Source organism: Amycolatopsis sp. NPDC004625, from assembly GCF_040609695.1.
In the GTDB taxonomy this organism is placed as follows: domain Bacteria; phylum Actinomycetota; class Actinomycetes; order Mycobacteriales; family Pseudonocardiaceae; genus Amycolatopsis.
On the sequence record NZ_JBEXKX010000001.1, the window covers coordinates 139,237 to 157,578 of the forward strand.

At 70.8% G+C, this 18,342-nt stretch carries 18 protein-coding genes; 14 read left to right on the forward strand and 4 right to left on the reverse strand.

Going from position 1 to position 18,342, the window contains the following annotated elements; all coding sequences use genetic code 11:
* Window positions 1–86: 86 nt before the first annotated feature.
* A complete protein-coding gene (locus tag ABZW17_RS00660) occupies window positions 87–911 on the reverse strand; it encodes a phospholipid scramblase-related protein (RefSeq protein ID WP_354808206.1) in 825 nt (274 codons plus the stop codon).
* 134 nt (window positions 912–1,045) lie between these two features.
* Here ABZW17_RS00660 and ABZW17_RS00665 point away from each other — a divergent pair, with 134 nt between their 5' ends.
* The 4 genes from ABZW17_RS00665 to ABZW17_RS00680 all read left to right on the forward strand — a co-directional run bounded on the left by ABZW17_RS00665 (window position 1,046) and on the right by ABZW17_RS00680 (window position 5,526).
* On the forward strand, window positions 1,046–2,083 hold the full coding sequence (locus ABZW17_RS00665; protein ID WP_354808207.1) for a methionine synthase: 1,038 nt from the start codon (window positions 1,046–1,048) through the stop codon (window positions 2,081–2,083).
* Window positions 2,084–2,166: 83 nt separating this feature from the next.
* Window positions 2,167–2,871, forward strand: a complete 705-nt coding sequence (locus ABZW17_RS00670) for a hypothetical protein (RefSeq protein ID WP_354808208.1) — start codon at window positions 2,167–2,169, stop codon at window positions 2,869–2,871.
* An 11-nt stretch (window positions 2,872–2,882) separates the two neighbouring features.
* A complete protein-coding gene (gene ligA / locus ABZW17_RS00675; RefSeq protein WP_354808209.1) occupies window positions 2,883–5,039 on the forward strand; it encodes an NAD-dependent DNA ligase LigA in 2,157 nt (718 codons plus the stop codon).
* On the forward strand, window positions 5,032–5,526 hold the full coding sequence (locus ABZW17_RS00680; protein ID WP_354808210.1) for a GNAT family N-acetyltransferase: 495 nt from the start codon (window positions 5,032–5,034) through the stop codon (window positions 5,524–5,526). Before ligA ends, ABZW17_RS00680 begins: the two co-directional genes overlap by 8 nt.
* 71 nt (window positions 5,527–5,597) lie before the next feature.
* On the opposite strand, the gene ABZW17_RS00685 is transcribed toward ABZW17_RS00680, so the two are convergent.
* Window positions 5,598–6,251, reverse strand: coding sequence for an amino acid-binding protein (locus ABZW17_RS00685; RefSeq protein WP_354808603.1), 654 nt, complete (start codon window positions 6,249–6,251; stop codon window positions 5,598–5,600).
* Window positions 6,252–6,487: 236 nt separating this feature from the next.
* Between ABZW17_RS00685 and gatC the strand changes: the two genes are divergently transcribed.
* The 8 genes from gatC to ABZW17_RS00725 all read left to right on the forward strand — a co-directional run bounded on the left by gatC (window position 6,488) and on the right by ABZW17_RS00725 (window position 14,621).
* Window positions 6,488–6,787: an Asp-tRNA(Asn)/Glu-tRNA(Gln) amidotransferase subunit GatC gene (gene gatC / locus ABZW17_RS00690; RefSeq protein ID WP_354808211.1), complete on the forward strand. Its 300-nt coding sequence runs from the start codon at window positions 6,488–6,490 to the stop codon at window positions 6,785–6,787.
* Window positions 6,784–8,301 (forward strand): Asp-tRNA(Asn)/Glu-tRNA(Gln) amidotransferase subunit GatA, encoded by a 1,518-nt coding sequence (gatA, locus tag ABZW17_RS00695; protein ID WP_354808212.1) that lies wholly within the window; start codon window positions 6,784–6,786, stop codon window positions 8,299–8,301. The genes gatC and gatA overlap by 4 nt, the downstream gene beginning before the upstream one ends.
* Window positions 8,298–9,803 carry an Asp-tRNA(Asn)/Glu-tRNA(Gln) amidotransferase subunit GatB gene (gatB, locus tag ABZW17_RS00700; RefSeq protein ID WP_354808213.1) on the forward strand — a complete coding sequence of 502 codons (1,506 nt, stop codon included), beginning with the start codon at window positions 8,298–8,300 and terminating at the stop codon, window positions 9,801–9,803. The genes gatA and gatB overlap by 4 nt, the downstream gene beginning before the upstream one ends.
* Window positions 9,804–9,811: 8 nt before the next feature.
* Window positions 9,812–10,342 carry a hypothetical protein gene (locus ABZW17_RS00705; RefSeq protein ID WP_354808214.1) on the forward strand — a complete coding sequence of 177 codons (531 nt, stop codon included), beginning with the start codon at window positions 9,812–9,814 and terminating at the stop codon, window positions 10,340–10,342.
* Between the two features lie 421 nt (window positions 10,343–10,763).
* A complete protein-coding gene (locus ABZW17_RS00710; RefSeq protein ID WP_354808215.1) occupies window positions 10,764–11,846 on the forward strand; it encodes a Gfo/Idh/MocA family oxidoreductase in 1,083 nt (360 codons plus the stop codon).
* Window positions 11,843–12,763, forward strand: coding sequence for a PmoA family protein (locus ABZW17_RS00715; RefSeq protein ID WP_354808216.1), 921 nt, complete (start codon window positions 11,843–11,845; stop codon window positions 12,761–12,763). The genes ABZW17_RS00710 and ABZW17_RS00715 overlap by 4 nt, the downstream gene beginning before the upstream one ends.
* Window positions 12,760–13,479: a cupin gene (locus tag ABZW17_RS00720; RefSeq protein WP_354808217.1), complete on the forward strand. Its 720-nt coding sequence runs from the start codon at window positions 12,760–12,762 to the stop codon at window positions 13,477–13,479. Before ABZW17_RS00715 ends, ABZW17_RS00720 begins: the two co-directional genes overlap by 4 nt.
* A complete protein-coding gene (locus tag ABZW17_RS00725; protein ID WP_354808218.1) occupies window positions 13,479–14,621 on the forward strand; it encodes a Gfo/Idh/MocA family oxidoreductase in 1,143 nt (380 codons plus the stop codon). The genes ABZW17_RS00720 and ABZW17_RS00725 overlap by 1 nt, the downstream gene beginning before the upstream one ends.
* A gap of 231 nt (window positions 14,622–14,852) precedes the next feature.
* Here the strand turns inward: ABZW17_RS00725 and ABZW17_RS00730 are convergent, their stop codons facing one another.
* The gene (locus tag ABZW17_RS00730) at window positions 14,853–16,061 is read right to left on the reverse strand and encodes a PQQ-dependent sugar dehydrogenase (RefSeq protein WP_354808219.1); all 1,209 of its coding nucleotides are present in this window, start codon (window positions 16,059–16,061) and stop codon (window positions 14,853–14,855) included.
* Window positions 16,062–16,126: 65 nt separating this feature from the next.
* Here ABZW17_RS00730 and ABZW17_RS00735 point away from each other — a divergent pair, with 65 nt between their 5' ends.
* Both ABZW17_RS00735 and ABZW17_RS00740 read left to right on the forward strand, forming a co-directional pair.
* Window positions 16,127–17,035 carry a 2-hydroxyacid dehydrogenase gene (locus tag ABZW17_RS00735; protein ID WP_354808220.1) on the forward strand — a complete coding sequence of 303 codons (909 nt, stop codon included), beginning with the start codon at window positions 16,127–16,129 and terminating at the stop codon, window positions 17,033–17,035.
* Between the two features lie 82 nt (window positions 17,036–17,117).
* Window positions 17,118–17,693 (forward strand): DoxX family membrane protein, encoded by a 576-nt coding sequence (locus ABZW17_RS00740; protein ID WP_354808221.1) that lies wholly within the window; start codon window positions 17,118–17,120, stop codon window positions 17,691–17,693.
* A 187-nt stretch (window positions 17,694–17,880) separates the two neighbouring features.
* Here the strand turns inward: ABZW17_RS00740 and ABZW17_RS00745 are convergent, their stop codons facing one another.
* Window positions 17,881–18,324: a MarR family transcriptional regulator gene (locus tag ABZW17_RS00745; protein ID WP_354808222.1), complete on the reverse strand. Its 444-nt coding sequence runs from the start codon at window positions 18,322–18,324 to the stop codon at window positions 17,881–17,883.
* Between the last annotated feature and the right edge of the window lie 18 nt (window positions 18,325–18,342).

An 18,342-nucleotide genomic window follows, 5' to 3' on the forward strand; every position in this document is an offset into this window, starting at 1 on the left:
GAGACTGCGGCGTCCCGGCCTTCATTCACCCTGAGCCGTGCCGGGCCCGCTGTCCACCTGGCGAAGCTGAGACGCCGGTCACTCGATCAGTCGGTGTCCTGCTTCAGAGCGGTGTCGATCGTCAGGGCCGCAGCGACAACCATGCTGGCGAGCGGGTCCGCCAGCGGGTTCGGGATCTCTACGACGTAGTTGTCGGCCGTGGTGAAGGCGGCTTTGAGGAATCCGCCCCAGGTCTTGGTCACCCGGGCGACCTCGGTGCCGGCGTGGTCGCGGATCGAGAAGTTCCAGGCGCGCCAGTTCTCCGCGAAGATCCCGCCGACCGACCGGCCGTCGACGACGAAGCCGAACCGGATCTTCCCGAACACGTTCTCCTGGACGATCTCGCCGATCGGGGTCTCGTCGGCCCTGGTGACGAGGAACCGCGACTTGAACACCTTCGCCGGCCGGGTCACCTTGAGCACGGTGCTGTGGTTGGCGTCGCGGACCTCGAACTTGTGCGTCAGGAACTGGTCGTAGTTGGTCAGCAGCCGGATCGCCTTCTTGAGCGTGCTCTGGCCCACCTCGACGACCCCGCCGAGCCGGTTGCCGTTCTGGTCGAAGACACCGAACTCGTTGGCCATCTCGATGAGCTTCGCGCGCTGGTTGACCACCAGGACCGGCTCGCTGAACAGCGTCCCGCCCCCGCTGCGCGCGCTGCCTCGGCCGCGTGTCGCCCGATTGACCTGGTTCTGGATCCGGGCCGGGTCGTGGGCGCGCTCGATGTCCAGCTCGATCGGCTCGGAATCGCTCGGCGGCGGGGCGTGGTAGGCGGGCCGGGTGTCGGCGGTCCAGGCCTGGCCGTCCCACCAACGATGCAGACGGGGGTCCCGCGCGTCGGGGTACCAGCCCGGCTGCGGTGGCGAACTCGTCATGGCCGGTCAGCCTATCGTTGCGAACCCGCTCATGGCGTCGATCAGCGGATATGCGGTGAATGTCCGCATCCTGGCCATTCGGTACGCCAGCCCGGTCGGCGCAGGCGGTCGGTGGTCGGCGAGAATCGGTCGTCGTGAGCGAGCGAATCTGGCCCGTCGGGGCCGCGACGGCGATCGGCTCGATGCCGGGCACCGACCCCGCCGAAGCGGCGGCGGTCGTGTTCGGCGAGCTGCCCGACTTCCCGCACCTGCCCGAGCTGCCGGGCCGCGGCGTCGGGGCGGACATGCTCGGCCGGACCGCCGCGCTGCTCGTCGACCTGGCCGTCGACGTCGTGCCGAGCGGCTACCGCGTCGCATCCCGGCCCGGACACGAGCACCGCCGGGCCGTCGACCTGCTTCGCTGGGACCTCGACGCCGTGCAGGAAGCGCGGGAGAAGGCCGGGGTGACGCCGCCGGTTTTCAAGATCCAGCTGGCGGGACCGTGGACGCTCGGCGCCGGGATCGAGCTTCCGCGGGGCCATCGGGTGCTCACCGACCACGACGCCTTGCGAGACTTCACGTCGTCCCTGCTGGACGGCCTCGCCGACCACGTCGCGGAAGTCCAGGCCAGGACCGGCGCGCCGGTGGTCGTCCAATTCGACGAGCCGTCGTTGCCCGCGGTGCTGGCCGGTGGCCTGTCGACGCCGTCCGGCTACGGGAACGTCTCGGCCGTGCCGGCACCCGAGGTGCGCCAGCTGCTCACCACCGTGATCGACGGCGCCCGGCGGATCACCGGCCAGGCGGTGGTCCTGCACTGCTGCGCCGCGAAACCGCCGCTTGGCCTGCTGCGTGAGGCCGGCGCGGACGCGCTGGCCTTCGACCTGGCCGCCCTCGACGGTGCCTCTGCTGCGTTCCTCGACGAGATCGGCGAAGTGTGGGACGGGGGCGCGACACTGTTCCTCGGCGCGGTTCCGACAACGGCTCCCGGCGCTTCGCCGAGCCTGAAGGACGTCGGCGAGCCGGCCTTCCGCCTGGCCGATCGGCTCGGCTTCAACCGCAGCGTCCTCGCCGAACGGGCGGTGCCGACTCCCGCCTGCGGCCTTGCCGGCGCGACGCCGGAGTGGATGCGCCGGGCCCTCTCGCTGACGCGTGATCTCGGCAAAGCCTTCGTCGAGCCGCCCGAAGGCTGGTGACGGATTCCGGCAACTCGCCGACGTCCGTTCCGGGCGCCCAGTAGCGTGTCGAGAAGCCGACCAAACGAGGATCACCCGTAGCCATGCGCCTGTTCCGCCGCAAGAACACCACCGCCGATCCGCCCGACCCGCGTACCTCGTGGCCCGAGCAGCCCGTGCCGGAGGACCCGGCGGCGGCCGCCGAGGCGTTCTGGCACGGCTGGTTCGAACTGCTGCCGATGGTCAGCGCGGCGCTGGGCGAGGGGGAGCTGCACCGGGTCGAGCACGAGCTCTGCCAGCTGGTCGAAGCGCTCCACCCGCGGCTGCACTTCTCCCTCGAGCGTGGTCGTCAAGCGATCTACGCCCTGGTCGTGACCGGTCAGGAGGACCCGGCGGTGCGGCCGTTCACCGATGCCTGGCGCGCCGCCGCGCCGCCGGACGACGCGATCTGGGAGTACCACGACTCGGTTCCGCCCGTGCCCGATCCGACCGAGGTCACGGTGAACCTTGGGGAGTGCCGGATCGCGCTGGCCGATGTCCGCGTCGTCGCGCAGGTGGACGACGACGAGCAGGTGGTCGACGTCGCCGTCTTCCACCCCGGGTTCGGTGACCTCGACGACGTCACCCGGCAGACCATGACCTTCCTGCCCCTCGATGCGACATTGGGTGAACGGCTGGCCGCCGAACGGTTACGCCGCGTCGAGACCGCGGAGGCCGAGCCGGCCGGGGCGATCACCCTTCTGGAGTTCCGTGAACTGGTCCGCGGACTGGGCAGCGACCACGGCGAAAATGTCGGTACCGCCGACTAGGGTTACCACCCGTGAGCAGCACCGAACTCCCCCAGGACCAGAACGCCGAGGACGTGACCGACGTCCCGGCCGGCGTGCGTGAGCGGCACGGCGCTCTCGCCGAGGAACTGCGCAACCACCAGTTCCGCTACTACGTCCTGGACTCGCCGATCGTCTCCGACGGGCAGTTCGACGAGCTGCTGGGCGAACTGCAGCAACTCGAGGACGAATACCCCGGGCTGGTCACGCCCGATTCGCCGACCCAGCGGGTCGGGGGCACGTTCTCGACCGAGTTCACCGCGTACGACCACCTCGAGCGCATGTTGAGCCTGGACAACGTGTTCGATCCCGAGGAGTTCCTGACCTGGGTGGAGCGCGTCGAAAAGGAGGTCGGGCATACCGAGTTTCTGGCCGAGCTGAAGATCGACGGCCTGGCGATCAACCTCTTGTACGAAAACGGCCACCTCACCCGGGCCCTCACCCGCGGCGACGGCCGGACGGGCGAGGACGTCACGCTCAACGTCCGCACGCTCGACCAGGTCCCGGAGATCCTGACCGCAACCGACCAGTTCCCGGTGCCCGCCCTCGTCGAGGTGCGCGGCGAGGTCTACTTCCGCGTCGAGGACTTCCTTGAGCTGAACGCGAAGATGGTCGAGGCGGGGAAGCCGCCGTACGCGAATCCGCGCAACACCGCGGCCGGCTCGTTGCGGCAGAAGGACCCGAAGATCACGCGCGAGCGGCGGCTGCGGCTCATTTGCCACGGATTGGGCAAGCGCGACGGCTTCGAACCCCAGCGTCAGTCGGAGGCGTATGACGCGCTGGCGGCGTGGGGTCTGCCGGTGTCGCCGCACAGCAAGGTCCTGACTTCGGCGGACGAGCTCACCGCACACATCACCTACTGGGGTGAACATCGGCACGACGCCGAGCACGAGATCGACGGCGTGGTCATCAAGGTCGACAGGGTGGCGTTGCAGCGCCGGCTCGGCACGACGTCGCGCGCGCCGCGGTGGGCGATCGCGTACAAGTACCCGCCCGAAGAAGCCATCACGACGCTGCTGGACATCCAGGTGAACGTCGGGCGGACCGGGCGGGTGACCCCGTTCGCCGTCACCGAGCCGGTCAAGGTCGCGGGGTCGACCGTCGCGCGGGCCACCCTGCACAACCAGGAAGAGGTCAAGCGCAAGGGCGTGCTGATCGGCGACCGGATCGTCATCCGGAAGGCCGGCGACGTCATCCCCGAGGTGCTCGGGCCGGTGGTGGACGCCCGGACGGGGGACGAGCGCGAGTTCGTCATGCCCAGCCATTGCCCGGCCTGCGGGACAGAGCTCGCCTACCAGAAGGAAGGCGACAAGGATATCCGCTGCCCGAACAGCCGTTTCTGCCCCGCGCAGCTGCGGGAGCGTCTGTTCAGCCTGGCCGGTCGCGGTGCCTTCGACATCGAGGTCCTCGGGTACGAGGCGGCGGCCGCGTTGCTCGACGCGCGGGTGATCGCCGACGAGGGGGACGTCTTCGACCTCGACGAGGACAGCCTCGCCGAGGTCGAGCTCTTCCGCACCAAAGCCGGCGAGTTGTCGGCAAACGCACGAAAGCTGCTCGCCAATCTGGACGTGGCGAAGGACCGGCCGCTGTGGAAGGTGCTGGTCGCTTTGTCGATCCGGCACGTCGGGCCGACCGCGGCGCAGGCGCTGGCGCGGGAGTTCGGCTCGATCGAGCGCATTGAGCAGGCGACCGAGGAAGAGCTCGCGGATGTGGACGGCGTCGGCCCGACCATTGCCCGCGCGACGCAGGAGTGGTTCGAGGTCGGCTGGCACCGGGAGATCGTCGAAAAGTGGCGACGCGCCGGGGTGCGGATGGAGGAGGAGCGCGACAACTCGATCCCACGCAACCTCGAAGGCCTGTCGATCGTCGTGACCGGCTCGCTCGACGGGTTCTCCCGCGACGAGGCCAAGGAAGTCATCATGGCTCGCGGCGGGAAGGCCGCCGGGTCGGTGTCGAAGAAGACCGCGTTCGTCGTCGTCGGGGATTCGCCTGGTTCGAAATACGACAAGGCGGTGCAGCTGAAGGTGCCGGTGCTGGACGAAGCCGGTTTCCGCGTCCTACTGGAGCAGGGGCCCGAGGCGGCGCAGGAGGTGGCGCTGCCGGCCGGCGACGAGACCGCCGAGGGGGAATCCGGGGAGACGGATGGGTGACGTCGAGATCCGGCCGCCGCGGCCCGAGGAGTATGCCGCGGCGGGAGAGGTCACGGTGCTGGCGTACCAAGCCGATGGTCACCTGGCCGACGACGTCGGTTACGACGCGATGCTGCGCGATGTCGCGCGGCGGGTCGAAGCGGCTGAGGTCCTTGTCGCCGTGGACCGGGCGGGAGACGTGGTCGGCACGGTGACCATCGTGCAGCCGGGGTCCGAATACGCCGAGATCTCGCGGCCGGGCGAGCTTGAGTTCCGGATGCTGGCGGTGGCGCCGTCGGCGCGCGGGCGTGGGGTCGGCGACGCCTTGGTCGGGGCGGTGTTCGACCGTGCCCGAGCGCTCGGGCTCGGCAAGGTCGTGCTGAGCAGTCTCGACCGGATGCACAGCGCGCACCGGCTCTACGAGCGTCTCGGGTTCGCACGCCTGGCCGAAAGGGACTGGCGACCGTTCCCGCACGTGACGCTGATCGCCTACCAGATCGACGTCTGACCTGGGCGTGGTCGAAAAGGGACGAGCCCGCGCAGGGCCGTCCCTTTTCCGACCACGTGTCGCGGCTCGCGCTAGCCGTCGAGGACGACCGCGACGATGCCGGCTAGGTGGGCCAGGCGGGCGACCTCGGCAGCGCGGAAGTTCGGCCCGCCCGGGCGGGCGACGAGCAGGGCCTTGCCCGGTTTGCCGAGCGGGGTCGCCGCCAGCTCGGTGCCGAGTTCCTTCCACGTCTCCGGGATCCAGGCGTCCTCGCTGTCGAGGACGGTCGCGCGCTCGAGCGGCAGCCAGGGCAGGTCCGTGATCGGGGTCTCCGGGGCTGCGCTCGACGAAGCCAGGCGGACCGCGCCCGTCTCGGAGTGCTCGACGATCATCGCCCAGCCCGCGCGCACGATGCGTGGGACGCCCTCGGCGAGGATGTCGAGGCCGGACTTCGGCTGCGCCGCGATTTCTTCGACCAGTTCGAGCTCACGGTGCGTGTCGAGGACGCCCGCGTAGGGACGGACGGCGTCCACTTCGACGCCTTCGACGCTCTCCGCCGCCGTGATGAGCGCGTCGGGCAGGCGGCCCGATGGCAGCTCGACCACCAGGTCGTCGACGGCGACTCCGCTGCCGCGCTCGACGACGTCCACGCTGAGGATGTCGGCGCCTACCGTGCCGAGCGCCGTGGCGACCGCGCCGAGGGTCCCCGGGCTGTCCGGAAGGAGGACCCGGATCAGGAACGACACCACGCGCCCCTCTCACCTCTGGCGTCCCAGCCTTGCCGTGGGACGCTCGATGCCGGTCGCCGATTGTGACAGACCCACCCGGCCCGCGGGACCTGCTGTCCGCCGGGCGGGATGCGAGCGTCGCCGGACGGCAGCCTGCCTGCGCCGGGCGTAACCCAGTCGAGTCCGCCCGCGCCGCCACCATAGACTTGCAGCTTCCGAGACAACCCGCACAGCACAACCCGGGAGTCACCCGCGTGCCCAACATTTCCCGAGACGAGGTCGCGCACCTCGCGAAGCTGGCCAGGCTGGCCGTGACCGATGACGAGCTCAACGTCTTCGCCGGCCAGCTCGACCAGATCCTGGACTCGGTGGCCAAGGTGAGCGAGGTCGCCGCCGACGACGTGCCGCCCACCTCGCACGCCGTGCCGCTGACGAACGTCTTCCGACAGGACGCCGTCGTCCCCGGGCTCTCGCAGCAGCAGGCGCTGGCCGGTGCGCCGGCCGCCGAGGACGGGCGTTTCCGGGTGCCGCGGATTCTGGGGGAAGAGCAGTGACCGAGATCGTCAAGCTGACCGCCGCGGAGCTGGCGGAGAAGATCCACGCGCGCGAGGTGTCCGCGGTCGAGGTCACACAGGCCCACCTGGACCGGATCGCCGAGGTCGACGACCACATCCACGCGTTCCTGCACGTCGACACCGAGGGCGCGCTGGCCGCGGCCAAGGCCGTCGACGAGGGCCTCGCCGACGGCAACGCGCCCGCGTCGCCGCTGGCCGGCGTGCCGCTCGCGCTCAAGGACGTCCTCACCACCGAGGGCGTGCCGACGACCTGTGGTTCGAAAACGCTCGAAGGCTGGATCCCGCCGTACGACGCGACGGTGACCCGCAAGCTGCGCGAAGCCGGTGTCGTGATTCTCGGCAAGACGAACATGGACGAGTTCGCCATGGGGTCCTCGACCGAGAACTCGGCGTACGGCCCGACGCACAACCCGTGGGACCACGCCCGCATCCCGGGCGGCTCGGGCGGCGGTTCGTCGGCGTCGATCGCGGCCTTCGAAGCGGCCATCGCCATCGGCACCGACACCGGTGGGTCGATCCGGCAGCCCGGGTCCGTCACCGGGACCGTCGGGGTGAAGCCGACCTACGGTGGCGTCTCCCGCTACGGCCTTGTCGCTTTTTCGTCCTCGCTCGACCAGGCCGGGCCCTGCGCGCGGACGGTGCTCGACGCCGCCCTGCTGCACGAGGTCATCGCCGGGTACGACCCGCGGGACTCGACGTCCATCGACGCGCCGGTGCCGCCGGTGGTCGCCGCCGCCCGGCAGGGCATGACCGGTGACCTCAAGGGCGTCAAGGTCGGCGTCGTGAAGGAGTTCGGCGGCGACGGCTACCAGCCGGGCGTGGAGCGGTCGTTCCAGGCCGCGGTCGAGCAGCTGCGCGCGCTCGGTGCCGAAGTGGTCGAAGTGTCGTGTCCGCATTTCGTCTACGCGCTGCCCGCGTACTACTTGATCGCGCCGAGCGAGTGTTCGTCGAACCTCGCGCGGTTCGACGCCATGCGCTACGGCCTGCGCGTCGCCGACGACGGCACGCACAGCGCCGAAGAGGTCATGTCGCTCACCCGCGAGAAGGGCTTCGGCGCCGAGGTCAAGCGGCGCATCATGCTGGGCACCTACGCGTTGTCGTCCGGCTACTACGACGCCTACTACGGCTCGGCGCAGAAGGTGCGCACGCTGATCACGCGTGACTTCGACGCCGCTTTCGAAAAGGTCGATGTCCTCGTTTCGCCCACGACGCCGACCACGGCGTTCAAGATCGGCGAGCGCGTGGACGACCCGATGGCGATGTACCTCGCCGACCTGTGCACGATCCCGTCGAACCTCGCCGGCAACGCCGCCATGAGCGTGCCGAGTGGTCTTTCCGAGGACGACGGCCTGCCGGTCGGGCTGCAGATCATGGCCCCTGCGCTCGCCGACGACCGGCTCTACCGCGTCGGCGCCGCCTACGAAGCCGCCCGTGACGCCGCCGCCGGCGGGGCGCTCATCCACAAGGTCCCGGAGCTGGGAGGAACGAAGTGACTGCCGTGGCCGAGTTGATGGACTACGCCGACGTCATCGAACGCTTCAACCCCGTCCTCGGGCTCGAAGTGCACGTCGAGCTGAACACGAACACGAAGATGTTCTGCGGCTGCCCGAACGAGTTCGGCGGCGAGCCGAACACGAAGGTCTGCCCGACCTGCCTCGGCCTGCCCGGGGCGCTGCCGGCGGTCAACGGCAAGGCCGTCGAGGGCGCCATCCGGATCGGGCTCGCGCTGAACTGCGACATCGCCGAGTGGTGCCGGTTCGCCCGGAAGAACTACTTCTACCCGGACATGCCGAAGAACTTCCAGACGTCGCAGTACGACGAGCCGATCGCCTTCAACGGCTACCTCGACGTCACGCTCGACGACGGTGAGGTCGTGCGCGTCGAGATCGAGCGGGCGCACATGGAGGAGGACACCGGCAAGTCGCTGCACGTCGGTGGCGCGACCGGCCGGATCCACGGCGCCGAGCACTCGCTGCTCGACTACAACCGCGCCGGCGTGCCGTTGATCGAAATTGTGACGAAGCCGATCGAGGGCACCGGCGAGCGTGCGCCCGAGGTCGCGCGGGCGTACGTGAGCGCGTTGCGTGACCTGCTTCGCGCGCTCGACGTGTCCGACGTCCGGATGGACCAGGGCTCGCTGCGGTGCGACGCGAACGTCTCGCTGATGACGAAGGACGCGACCGAATTCGGGACACGCACCGAGACGAAGAACGTCAACTCGCTGCGCAGCGTCGAGCGCGCCGTCCGCTACGAGATGACGCGGCAGGCGGCGATCCTCGCCGAGGGCGGTTCGATCAAGCAGGAGACGCGGCATTTCCAGGAGGCCGACGGCACCACGTCGGCCGGCCGGACGAAGGAGACCGCCGAGGATTACCGGTACTTCCCGGAGCCCGATCTGGTCCCGATCGCGCCGTCGCGCGAATGGGTCGAGGAGCTGCGCGGCACTCTGCCCGAGATGCCGTCGGAGCGGCGGAAGCGGATTCAGCAGGAGTGGTCGCTTTCCGACGAAGCCCTGCGTGACCTGCTGAACGTCGGTGCCGTCGACCTCGTCGCGGCCACGGTCGAAGCCGGGGCCACCCCGGACGAGGCGCGCGGCTGGTGGGTCAACACCCTCGCCCAGGAGGCGAACACGCGCGAGGTCGAGCTGACCGACCTGGCCATCACGCCGAAGCAGGTCGCCGAGGTCATCGGGCTCGTGACGTCCGGTGAGCTGACGAACAAGCTCGCCAAGGAGGTCGTCCAGGGCGTCCTCGCCGGTGAGGGCGAGCCGCGGGAGGTTGTCGAGAAGCGCGGGCTGAAGGTCGTCTCGGACGACTCGGCGCTGTTGTCGGCGATCGACGAAGCGCTGGCGGCGCAGCCGGACGTCGCGGACAAGATCCGCGGCGGGAAGGTCGCCGCGGCCGGGGCGATCGTTGGCGCGGTCATGAAGGCGACCAAGGGGCAGGCCGACGCCAAGCGGGTCCGGGAGCTGATCATCGAGCGCGTCGGTTCCTGACCGTTTTCATGACACAGCCGTTTTCCGTCAAGAGCGTCACCTGGCGCGAGTGGCTCGGCCTGGCGGCCGGGCTGCTCGCGCTGGGTTCGACGTTCCTGCCGTGGACGACCCTCAGCGCCGGTAAGCCGGACATCGAGACCATCCTCGACCAGCTGCCGCACGGTGACGTCGTCCGCAACGCCTGGGACTCGAGCTTCTTCGCCTGGTGCCCGCCGCTGCCGTTGCTGCTGGCCGGTCTGGTCGTGGTCGTTTTCGGGCGGATCCGGAACCTGCGGGTCAGCGGCCTGCCGCACCTGTGGCTGGTGGTCGCGGCGGCGTCGCTGCTGTTGATGGTGATCGGCTGGCTGACCCTCGACTGGGAGTTCGATGCCGACCAGCGTGGCATCTTCGACGCGGCCGGGATCACCATCGGGGCCGGCCTCGGGCGGTTCCTCGGGCTGTTCGCCGGGCTCGTGTCCGTCGTGGTCGCTTTTCTGGACGTGCGGGCGATGCGCGCCGAAGGTCGGCAGCCGCGGAAGGCTCGGAGCAAGAGCCGCTGATCCTCCGCCGGTGGTGGGTGGGGTGTCGCTCGCCGCCCGGGCGCCGGCGTAGCAAGGGGAGTCGGCCAGCTCGGCGCTCGTCTGGGCCGGAAGCCCGGCCAAGCACGGCGCTCGTCTGGGCCGGAAGTCGCCCAGCCCGTCTTCCGGAGCGGGGAGTCGCCCAGCGCGGTGCTCGTCGCGACCTTGCGCGGTTCGGCAAGGTTCTTGACTTTGGTGAATTCCCGACGGGGTGCCGGAGTCGTCCGTCCGGTTGATCGGCGCTGCTGACAACGTTGTCATCAGTGGCGGCCGTTGCGTGAGAAAGCGCTTTCTGGAACGGTCGGAGAGGTGCGGGCCAGTACCAGGGGGCCGCGCGCCCGTTGGCATGCGGATGGCGTCTGCCGGCGCCGGACGGGCGCCGAAGCCGAGGAAGGAGATCTTGTTGGCCGAGGGAAAGCGCTTACGGGTCGCCGTCGTCGGAACCGGGGCCATCGCGGACAGCCACCGCGCTGCCTACCGGGCCCATCGCGAGGACGTCGACGTCGTGGCCGCCGTCGACGTCGATGAGGCCCGGGTCGCCGCGTTCTGTGCGGGAACCGAACACGCCCGGCCTTATCGCGACTTTGGCACCCTCCTCGCCGAACAGCAGCCCGACCTCGTCTCGATCTGCACGCCGCCGAGCCTGCACGTCGAGCAGACGAAGCAGGCCCTCGAGAGCGGCGCCTGGGTGTGGTGCGAGAAGCCGCCATGTCGGTCCCTCGCCGAATACGACGAAATGACCGATGCCGAACGGGACGGTGGTCCGTACGCGGCCTTCGTCTACCAGCAGCGGTCCGGCTCGGCCGCCGCGCACTTCCGGCGCCTGCTCGCGGATGGGGAGCTCGGCCGTCCGCTCGTCGCGCACTGCCAGACCACCTGGTACCGCGATGCCGCCTACTACGCCGTGCCGTGGCGTGGGCGCTGGGAGACCGAGGGTGGTGGGCCGGCCATGGGGCACGGCATCCACCAGATGGATCTGCTGCTCCACCTGCTCGGCGACTGGGCCGAGGTGCGCGCCATGACCGCGCGGCTCGTGCACGACGTCGAGACCGAAGACGTCTCCACCGCGCTCGTCCGGTTCGAGTCCGGGGCCTTGGCCACCGTCGTCAACAGCGTCCTCTCGCCGGACGAGGTCAGCCGGGTCCGGATCGACTGCGAACGTGCCACCGTGGAGCTCACTCACCTCTACGGCTACGGCGTCAAGGACTGGCACTACACGCCGGCGCCGCACGTAGACGGGGAGACCGTCGAACGCTGGCTCACCCCGGCCGCCGACGTCGACAGCTCGCACGCTGCCGCCTTCACGCCGATCCTCGACGCCTACCGGGCCGGGCGGCGGCCGCCGTGCAGCGGGGATGACGGGCGGCAGGTGCTGGAACTCGTCGCCGCTCTGTACAAGTCGGCGTCCACCGGGGTCGGCGTGCGGCGTGGGGAGATCGGGCCCGGCGACGCCTTCTACCTTTCGATGGCCGGGACCCCCGCGTGAGCGCCGCGATCACGGTGACCCACCGGCACGGCGAACGCGTCTCCGTCGAGGCCGGCGGGGTCCAGCTGATGTCCTATGTGTACAAGCCCGACCCGGTCGCCTTCGAGGCGCGCAAGCCCTACGCCCACCCGCTGCGCACCCTCGGCGGGCGGCACGTCAGCGGGTACCGGCCGGCCGACCACCGGTGGCACAAGGGCCTGCAGATGACGTCCAGCCACCTGTCCGGCCAGAACTTCTGGGGCGGCCACACCTACGTCCCCGGCGACTGGTACCAGGACCTGCCCGACCGCATCGGCTCGATGCGGCACGACGGGTTCACCGCCTTCACCGTCGAGCCCGATCGGCTGAGTTTCACCGAAGCGCTCACCTGGGTCGCCAACGGTGGCGACGAGTGGGCGCGGGAGCGGCGCGACATCGTCGTCCACTCGGTCGAGCCGGCCGAGGGGGCCTGGGCGCTCGACTGGGGGATCGAGCTGACCAACATCCGCGACGAGCCGCTCGTGTTCGGCAGCCCGACCACGGCCGGCCGCGAACTGGCCGGGTACACCGGCCTGCACTGGCGGGGTCCGCGGGACTTCGGCGGCGGCCGGGTCCTCGGGCCCGGTGACCTCGAAGGCGACGGAATGATGGGCGCGCAGGCGCCGTGGCTCGCGTTCGTCGGCGAGCACGACGACGTCGACGCGCATTCGACGCTCCTGTTCGCCCATGCTCCCGAAAACGACAAGGCCATCCACGAGTCGCACTGGTTCGTCCGTTCCCAGGACACGCCCATGGTGGCCTTCTCGTGGGCGTTCTTCGAGGAATTCGCCCTGCCGCCGGACGAAAGCTTCACCTACCGCTACCGGATCGTCGTCGCTGACGGCGCCTGGGACCGCGACCGGGTGACGCGCTACATGGACGGGCACGGATGGTCATGAACGAATTTCCGCTACCGGGTGGCATCGGCGTCTCGCACCTGCGCGCCTACGACTGGACGGCCGAGGACGGCGTCTGCGGTGGCAGTCCGCACATTCACCTCGCCTGCACGGAGGCCTACGTCGTCACCGGGGGGCGCGGGGCCGTCCAGACCCTGAGCGTCGGCGGCTATGTCGAGACGCCGCTGGAGGCCGGGGTGATCGCGTGGTTCGCGCCCGGCACCGTGCACCGGATGGTGCAGGACGACGACCTGCGCGTCACGGTCCTCATGCAGAACAGCGGGCTGCCGGAGGCGGGGGACGCCGTGTTCACTTTTCCGCCCGAGGTGCTCGCCGATGCGGCGGCGTACGCCGAGGCCGCGGCACCGCCGAAAACCGACCACGGCGCGCGGCGACGCCGTGACCTGGCCGTTCGCGGGTACCTGCCGCTGCGCGACGCGCTGCTGGACGGCGACCCCGAGCCGCTGCGGACTTTTCACCGGGTGGCCGTCGCGCTCGTCGCGCCGAAGGTCGCAGAGTGGGTACCGCGCTGGCGCGCCGGGGCGCTTAAGGCCGCCGAGCTGACCGGTGCGCACCTCCAGGCCCTCGCCGACGGCGACGGGAGCCACCTCGACCAGTCCGGCGTCCGGGTGGCGACGCCGTCGAACCCGGACGGCTACGGCATGTGCGGCCGTCGCGCCGAATACGACATCCCGCTCGACCAGGAAGGCTTGCCGTGATGAACCAGTCCAGCATCGGAGTGCTGCTCAACGGGGTGACGGGCCGGATGGGCTACCGGCAGCACCTGCTCCGGTCGGTCCTGGCGATCCGCGACCAGGGCGGCGTCACCCTGCCGGACGGCAGCCGCGTGCAGCTCGAGCCGATCCTCGCCGGGCGCAACGCCGCGAAGCTCAAGGACCTCGCCGACCGGCACGGCCTGACGGCGTGGACCACCGACGCCGGCTCGGCGCTGCAGGACGTCGACATCTACTTCGACGCGCAGCTGACGTCGGCGCGGGAACCGTCGGTGCGCGCGGCGATCGCCGCGGGCAAGCACGTCTACGCCGAGAAGCCCCTTGCCGAAAAACTGACGTCGGCGCTGGAGTTGGCCGCGCTCGCGCACGACGCCGGGATTTGTCACGGCGTCGTCCACGACAAGCTGTTCCTGCCCGGGCTGCTCAAGCTCCGGCGACTGGTCGACGGCGGGTTCTTCGGCCGGGTCCTGTCGGTGCGCGGCGAGTTCGGCTACTGGGTGTTCGAGGGCGACTGGCAGGAGGCACAGCGCCCGAGCTGGAACTACCGCGCCGAGGACGGCGGCGGGATCGTGCTCGACATGTTCTGCCACTGGAACTACGTGCTGGAGAACCTCTTCGGCCGCGTTTCGGCGGTGACGGCCAGGGCGGTGACGCACATCCCTCGCCGCTGGGACGAGCAAGGTGAGGCGTACGCGGCTACGGCGGACGACGCCGCGTACGGGATCTTCGAGCTGGAGTCGGGAGCGATCGCGCAGATCAACTCGTCGTGGTCGACGCGGGTCTTCCGCGACGAACTGGTCGAGTTCCAGGTCGACGGCACCGAGGGCAGCGCGGTCGCCGGGCTGCGGCGCTGCCGCGTCCAGCACCGCTCGGCGACGCCGAAGCCGGTGTGGAACCCGGACCTGCCCGCGACCGAGCCGTTCCGCGACCAGTGGCAGGAAGTGCCGGACAACGCCGAGTTCGACAACGGCTTCAAGGCGCAGTGGGAGGAGTTCGTGCGGGACGTGGTCGCGGGGCGGCAACACCGGTACGACTTCTTCTCGGCCGCGCGGGGGCTGCAGCTCGCCGAGGCCGGGTTGACGTCGTCGGCGGAGGGGCGCCGGGTGGAGCTGAAGCCGCTGAGCTGAGTGGCTGCGGGTGGGGCGGCCGGGGCCGGTGTCGAGTGTGGTCGATCAGGCGACACTGGGCGCGGTGATCAGGCGTGGCGGTCGGGGCTGACGTGGGCGTGGTCGCTCGGACGACATCGGCCGCGGTGGTCAGGCGTGGCGGCGAGGCCGGCCTCGGTGTGGTCGATCGAACGACACGGGCCGCCGGACCGAGCCGGACTGCAGCGTGGTCGGAAAACAGCGACCGCGTGCTCAGTCCTTGCCGTTGCCGCCGCCGGAGGTGGCTGGGGTGATCAGGACCACCCGGTCGTCGCTGGAGACCGGGGTGCCGCCGTCCTTGTTGACCGTTCCCGCCACCGCCAGCTGCGGGTTGATCATGCTCATGCCCGCGAGCCGCCCGTACGTCACCGGGGGTTTGCCCGTCTTGCCGTCGAGGCTCACCGTCGGCTTGCCGCTGATCGCGCCCTCGGCGGTCACCGGGAGGTTCTGCAGGTTCCCGGCCAAGGACGTGCCGACCGACAGGGAGCCGTTGGCGTCGACGAAGTCGGCGCAGCCCGCGACGCCCGGTTTGTCCGGCCACGTCCACGCCGGCGTCGTCAGCGGCTGGCCGGCCTGGACGCGGTAGAGCGCGTCCTTGTCAGCCAGCCGGTCGGTGACCCAGACACGGCTGCCGTCGGCCGACGCGCACACCCCGCCCGGGGCGTGCAGGCCCGCCGCCACCGCCAGGGCGCCGTTCGGGTTGCCCGCCGCGGCCTTGCCCGACGTGTCGATGCGCAGCAGCTTGCCGGCGAGGGAGTTCGCGTCGGCCGCCGCGTTCGGGTTGCCCGCGTCGCCGGTTGCGACCAGGAGGGCGCCCTTGTTGTCCGTGCCGATCGTGCCGCGGTTGCCGGACGCGCCCTTCGGGATGCCGGTGAGCACCGGCTTCGGCGCCTGGCCCTTGGCGAACCGGACGACACGGTTGTCGGTCGCCGTCGTGATGTAGGCGAACACCAGCTGGTCTTCGACGTACGACGGCGACAGCGCGAGCCCGGTCAGGCCACCGTCGCCGGCTGCCTGGACGTCGAGCTTCGCGAAGTCCGTCGCGTCCTTGCCGCCCGTCGCCAGCAGGACGCGGCCGCTCTTGCGCTCGCCCGCCAGCGCGCTCGGCGTGGAGCCGTCGCCCGGCAGGCCGGCCACCGCGGCCACCGTGTCCAGGCAGGTCGCGATCACCGACGAATCGAAGTCCTTGCAGCCCTGGGGCGGGGGCACCGGCGCGGCCGACTGGCCCGGCCGCGGCTGCTTGCCCTCACTGCCGGAGTCCGCCCCGGGACCCTGGACCTCGGGCGGCGACTCGGGGCTCGGCACCGGCGCTGGACTGAACGTCTGGCCCGCCGCGGTGTCGTCGAACCGCGCGCAGCCGGCGGGCAGCAGGACGCCGCAGGCCACGATCGCCAGCAGGGCCGAGCGGTACCGGGTGCGCATGATCCCCCAGCCTAGGGGCCGGTGCGTGAACCATGGGTGAGTACTCCTCGATTACGTTGGGGATCATGACGCTGACCGTGCTGGTGCCCGACGACGAGGGCATGACCGTGCTCGCCGAGGTTCCGCGGGTCCTGCCCGTGCGCTACCAGTGGGGCGAGCCGGTGCCGCCCGAGGCCGCGAAGGCCGAGGTGCTCATCCCCGGCAAGCACCCGCCGGGGGAGCCGCTGTGGCGCACCGTGCCGAACCTGAAGCTGATCCAGCTGCTGTCCGCCGGCGCCGAGGACTGGGTCGGCAAGGTGCCCGACGGCGTCCTCCTCTCGACCTGCCGCGGCGCGCACGGCGGGAGCACCGCCGAGTGGGTCGTCGCCGCGCTGTTGTCGATGTACCGGCAACTGGACGTCTTCGCCGCGGCGCGGCGCGAGGGCCGGTGGGCGCGGCAGACGACCGACACGCTGCAGGGCAAGCGGGTGCTCGTCATCGGCGCCGGCGACCTCGGGCAGCACCTGCGGCGCCGGCTGGAGCCGTTCGACGCGCGCTGCACGATGGTCGGGATGACCGCGCGGGAGGGCGTGCACGGCGTGCGCGAGCTGCCGGGCTTGCTCGAGCTGCACGACGTCGTGGTGCTGATGGTGCCGCTGACGTCCCGCACCCGCGGGATGGCCGGCGCGGACTTCTTGTCGCGGATGCGCGACGGCGCTGTGCTGGTCAACGCCTCGCGCGGCGCCGTCGTGGACACCGGCGCCCTGGTCGCCGAACTGACCACGGGCCGGCTGCGGGCGGCGCTCGACGTCACCGACCCTGAGCCGCCGCCGGCCGGGCACCCGCTGTGGACGGTGCCGGGGCTGCTGCTGACGCCGCACGTCGGCGGGGCGGTGCGCGGGGTTCGTGGCCGGTCGTACGCCGTCGCCGCGGCCGAGATCGCGCGGTACGCCGGTGGGGAGCTGCCGGACAACCTCGTCCACGGGGAATACTGAGGCTTGTTCTGGTCAGGCGGCCGACGGCTGAACAAGCCTCATTGAGCTCGCCAGGGGCGCGGGATTCCCCTAACCTGCGCGGGTGAGCAGTGGAGACGACTTTTCGCAGCAGCCCACCAGCGTCCTGTCGGGTGTCGAGGACGATCGGTCGGACGACACGCCACGGCAGGGCGGTCTCGGTCTCGGCCTGCTGATCCTGCGGCTGGCGCTGGGCCTGACCATGGGGGCGCACGGCCTGCAGCACCTGTTCGGCCTGTTCGGCGGGCCGGGCATCGGCGGGTTCGCGCGGATGCTGGAGACGTTCGGCTACCACAAGCAGACGACGCTGCTGTCGTGGATCACCGGCATCACGGAGGTCGGCGGCGGGGTGCTGGTGATCGTCGGGCTGTTCACGCCGCTGGCGGCGGCCGGCCTGCTGGGTGTCGCGGCCAACGCCGTGTACGCGAAGTTCCACGGCGGGTTCTTCGAGGGACAGGGCCAGGGTTTCGAGCTGGAGCTCCTGCTCGGGGCGGCGGCACTGAGCCTGCTGTTCACCGGGGCCGGGCCGATCTCGCTGGAGCGGAACACACCGTGGCGGAAGCGGCCGCTGCCGCTGGGCCTGGTGTCGCTGCTGCTGTCGGCGGCCGCGGCGGTCGTGGTCATCGTTTTGACGCGGTAGCTGTGGACAATTCGGCGGGGGTGTGGACAACTCGGCTTCGGTGGGCCGGAACTGTCGGTGGCTGCCGGTAACGTTGAAATCGGGGGTCCCCCGAGCGGCGGGGGCTTCGGTGGCTTGTCGCGAAAGCGGATGTAGCTGGGTTTTCGCTGGCACGGCGGCCAAGCGAGGGCGCGGTGCCGGGGACGGGCTAGGCGTCGTCGCGCAGGGAGTGGATCATTTTCTGCAGAACCTCGAACGCGCCTGACCGCTCGGCCTCGGTCAACCTCGCCAGCATCCGCACCTCGACCGACCGGACCGCAGCCGTCGCCTTCTCCAGGCTGCGGCGGCCTCGAGGCGTGAGCCGCGTCGGCAGCGCCTTTCCGACGGGTGCCTCCGCCGGCCTTGTCACGTAGCCGTCTCGCTCCAATGCCTGGAGCAGGACGTTCATCGTCTGCCGCGTCACGAACGCCCCTCGGGCCAGCTCGGAATTCGACAAGCCCGGGCGCTGGGCCAGCAGCTCGAGGCACGAGTAGTGCGTCACGCTCATCCCCAGCGGCCGCAGCACCTCCTCCATCGCCACGCGCAGCGCGCTCGATGCCTCCTTCAGCAGGTACCCCAGTGACGTCTTGAGGTCGACCCCGTCTTGACTCATGTCAGCATTCTGACATAG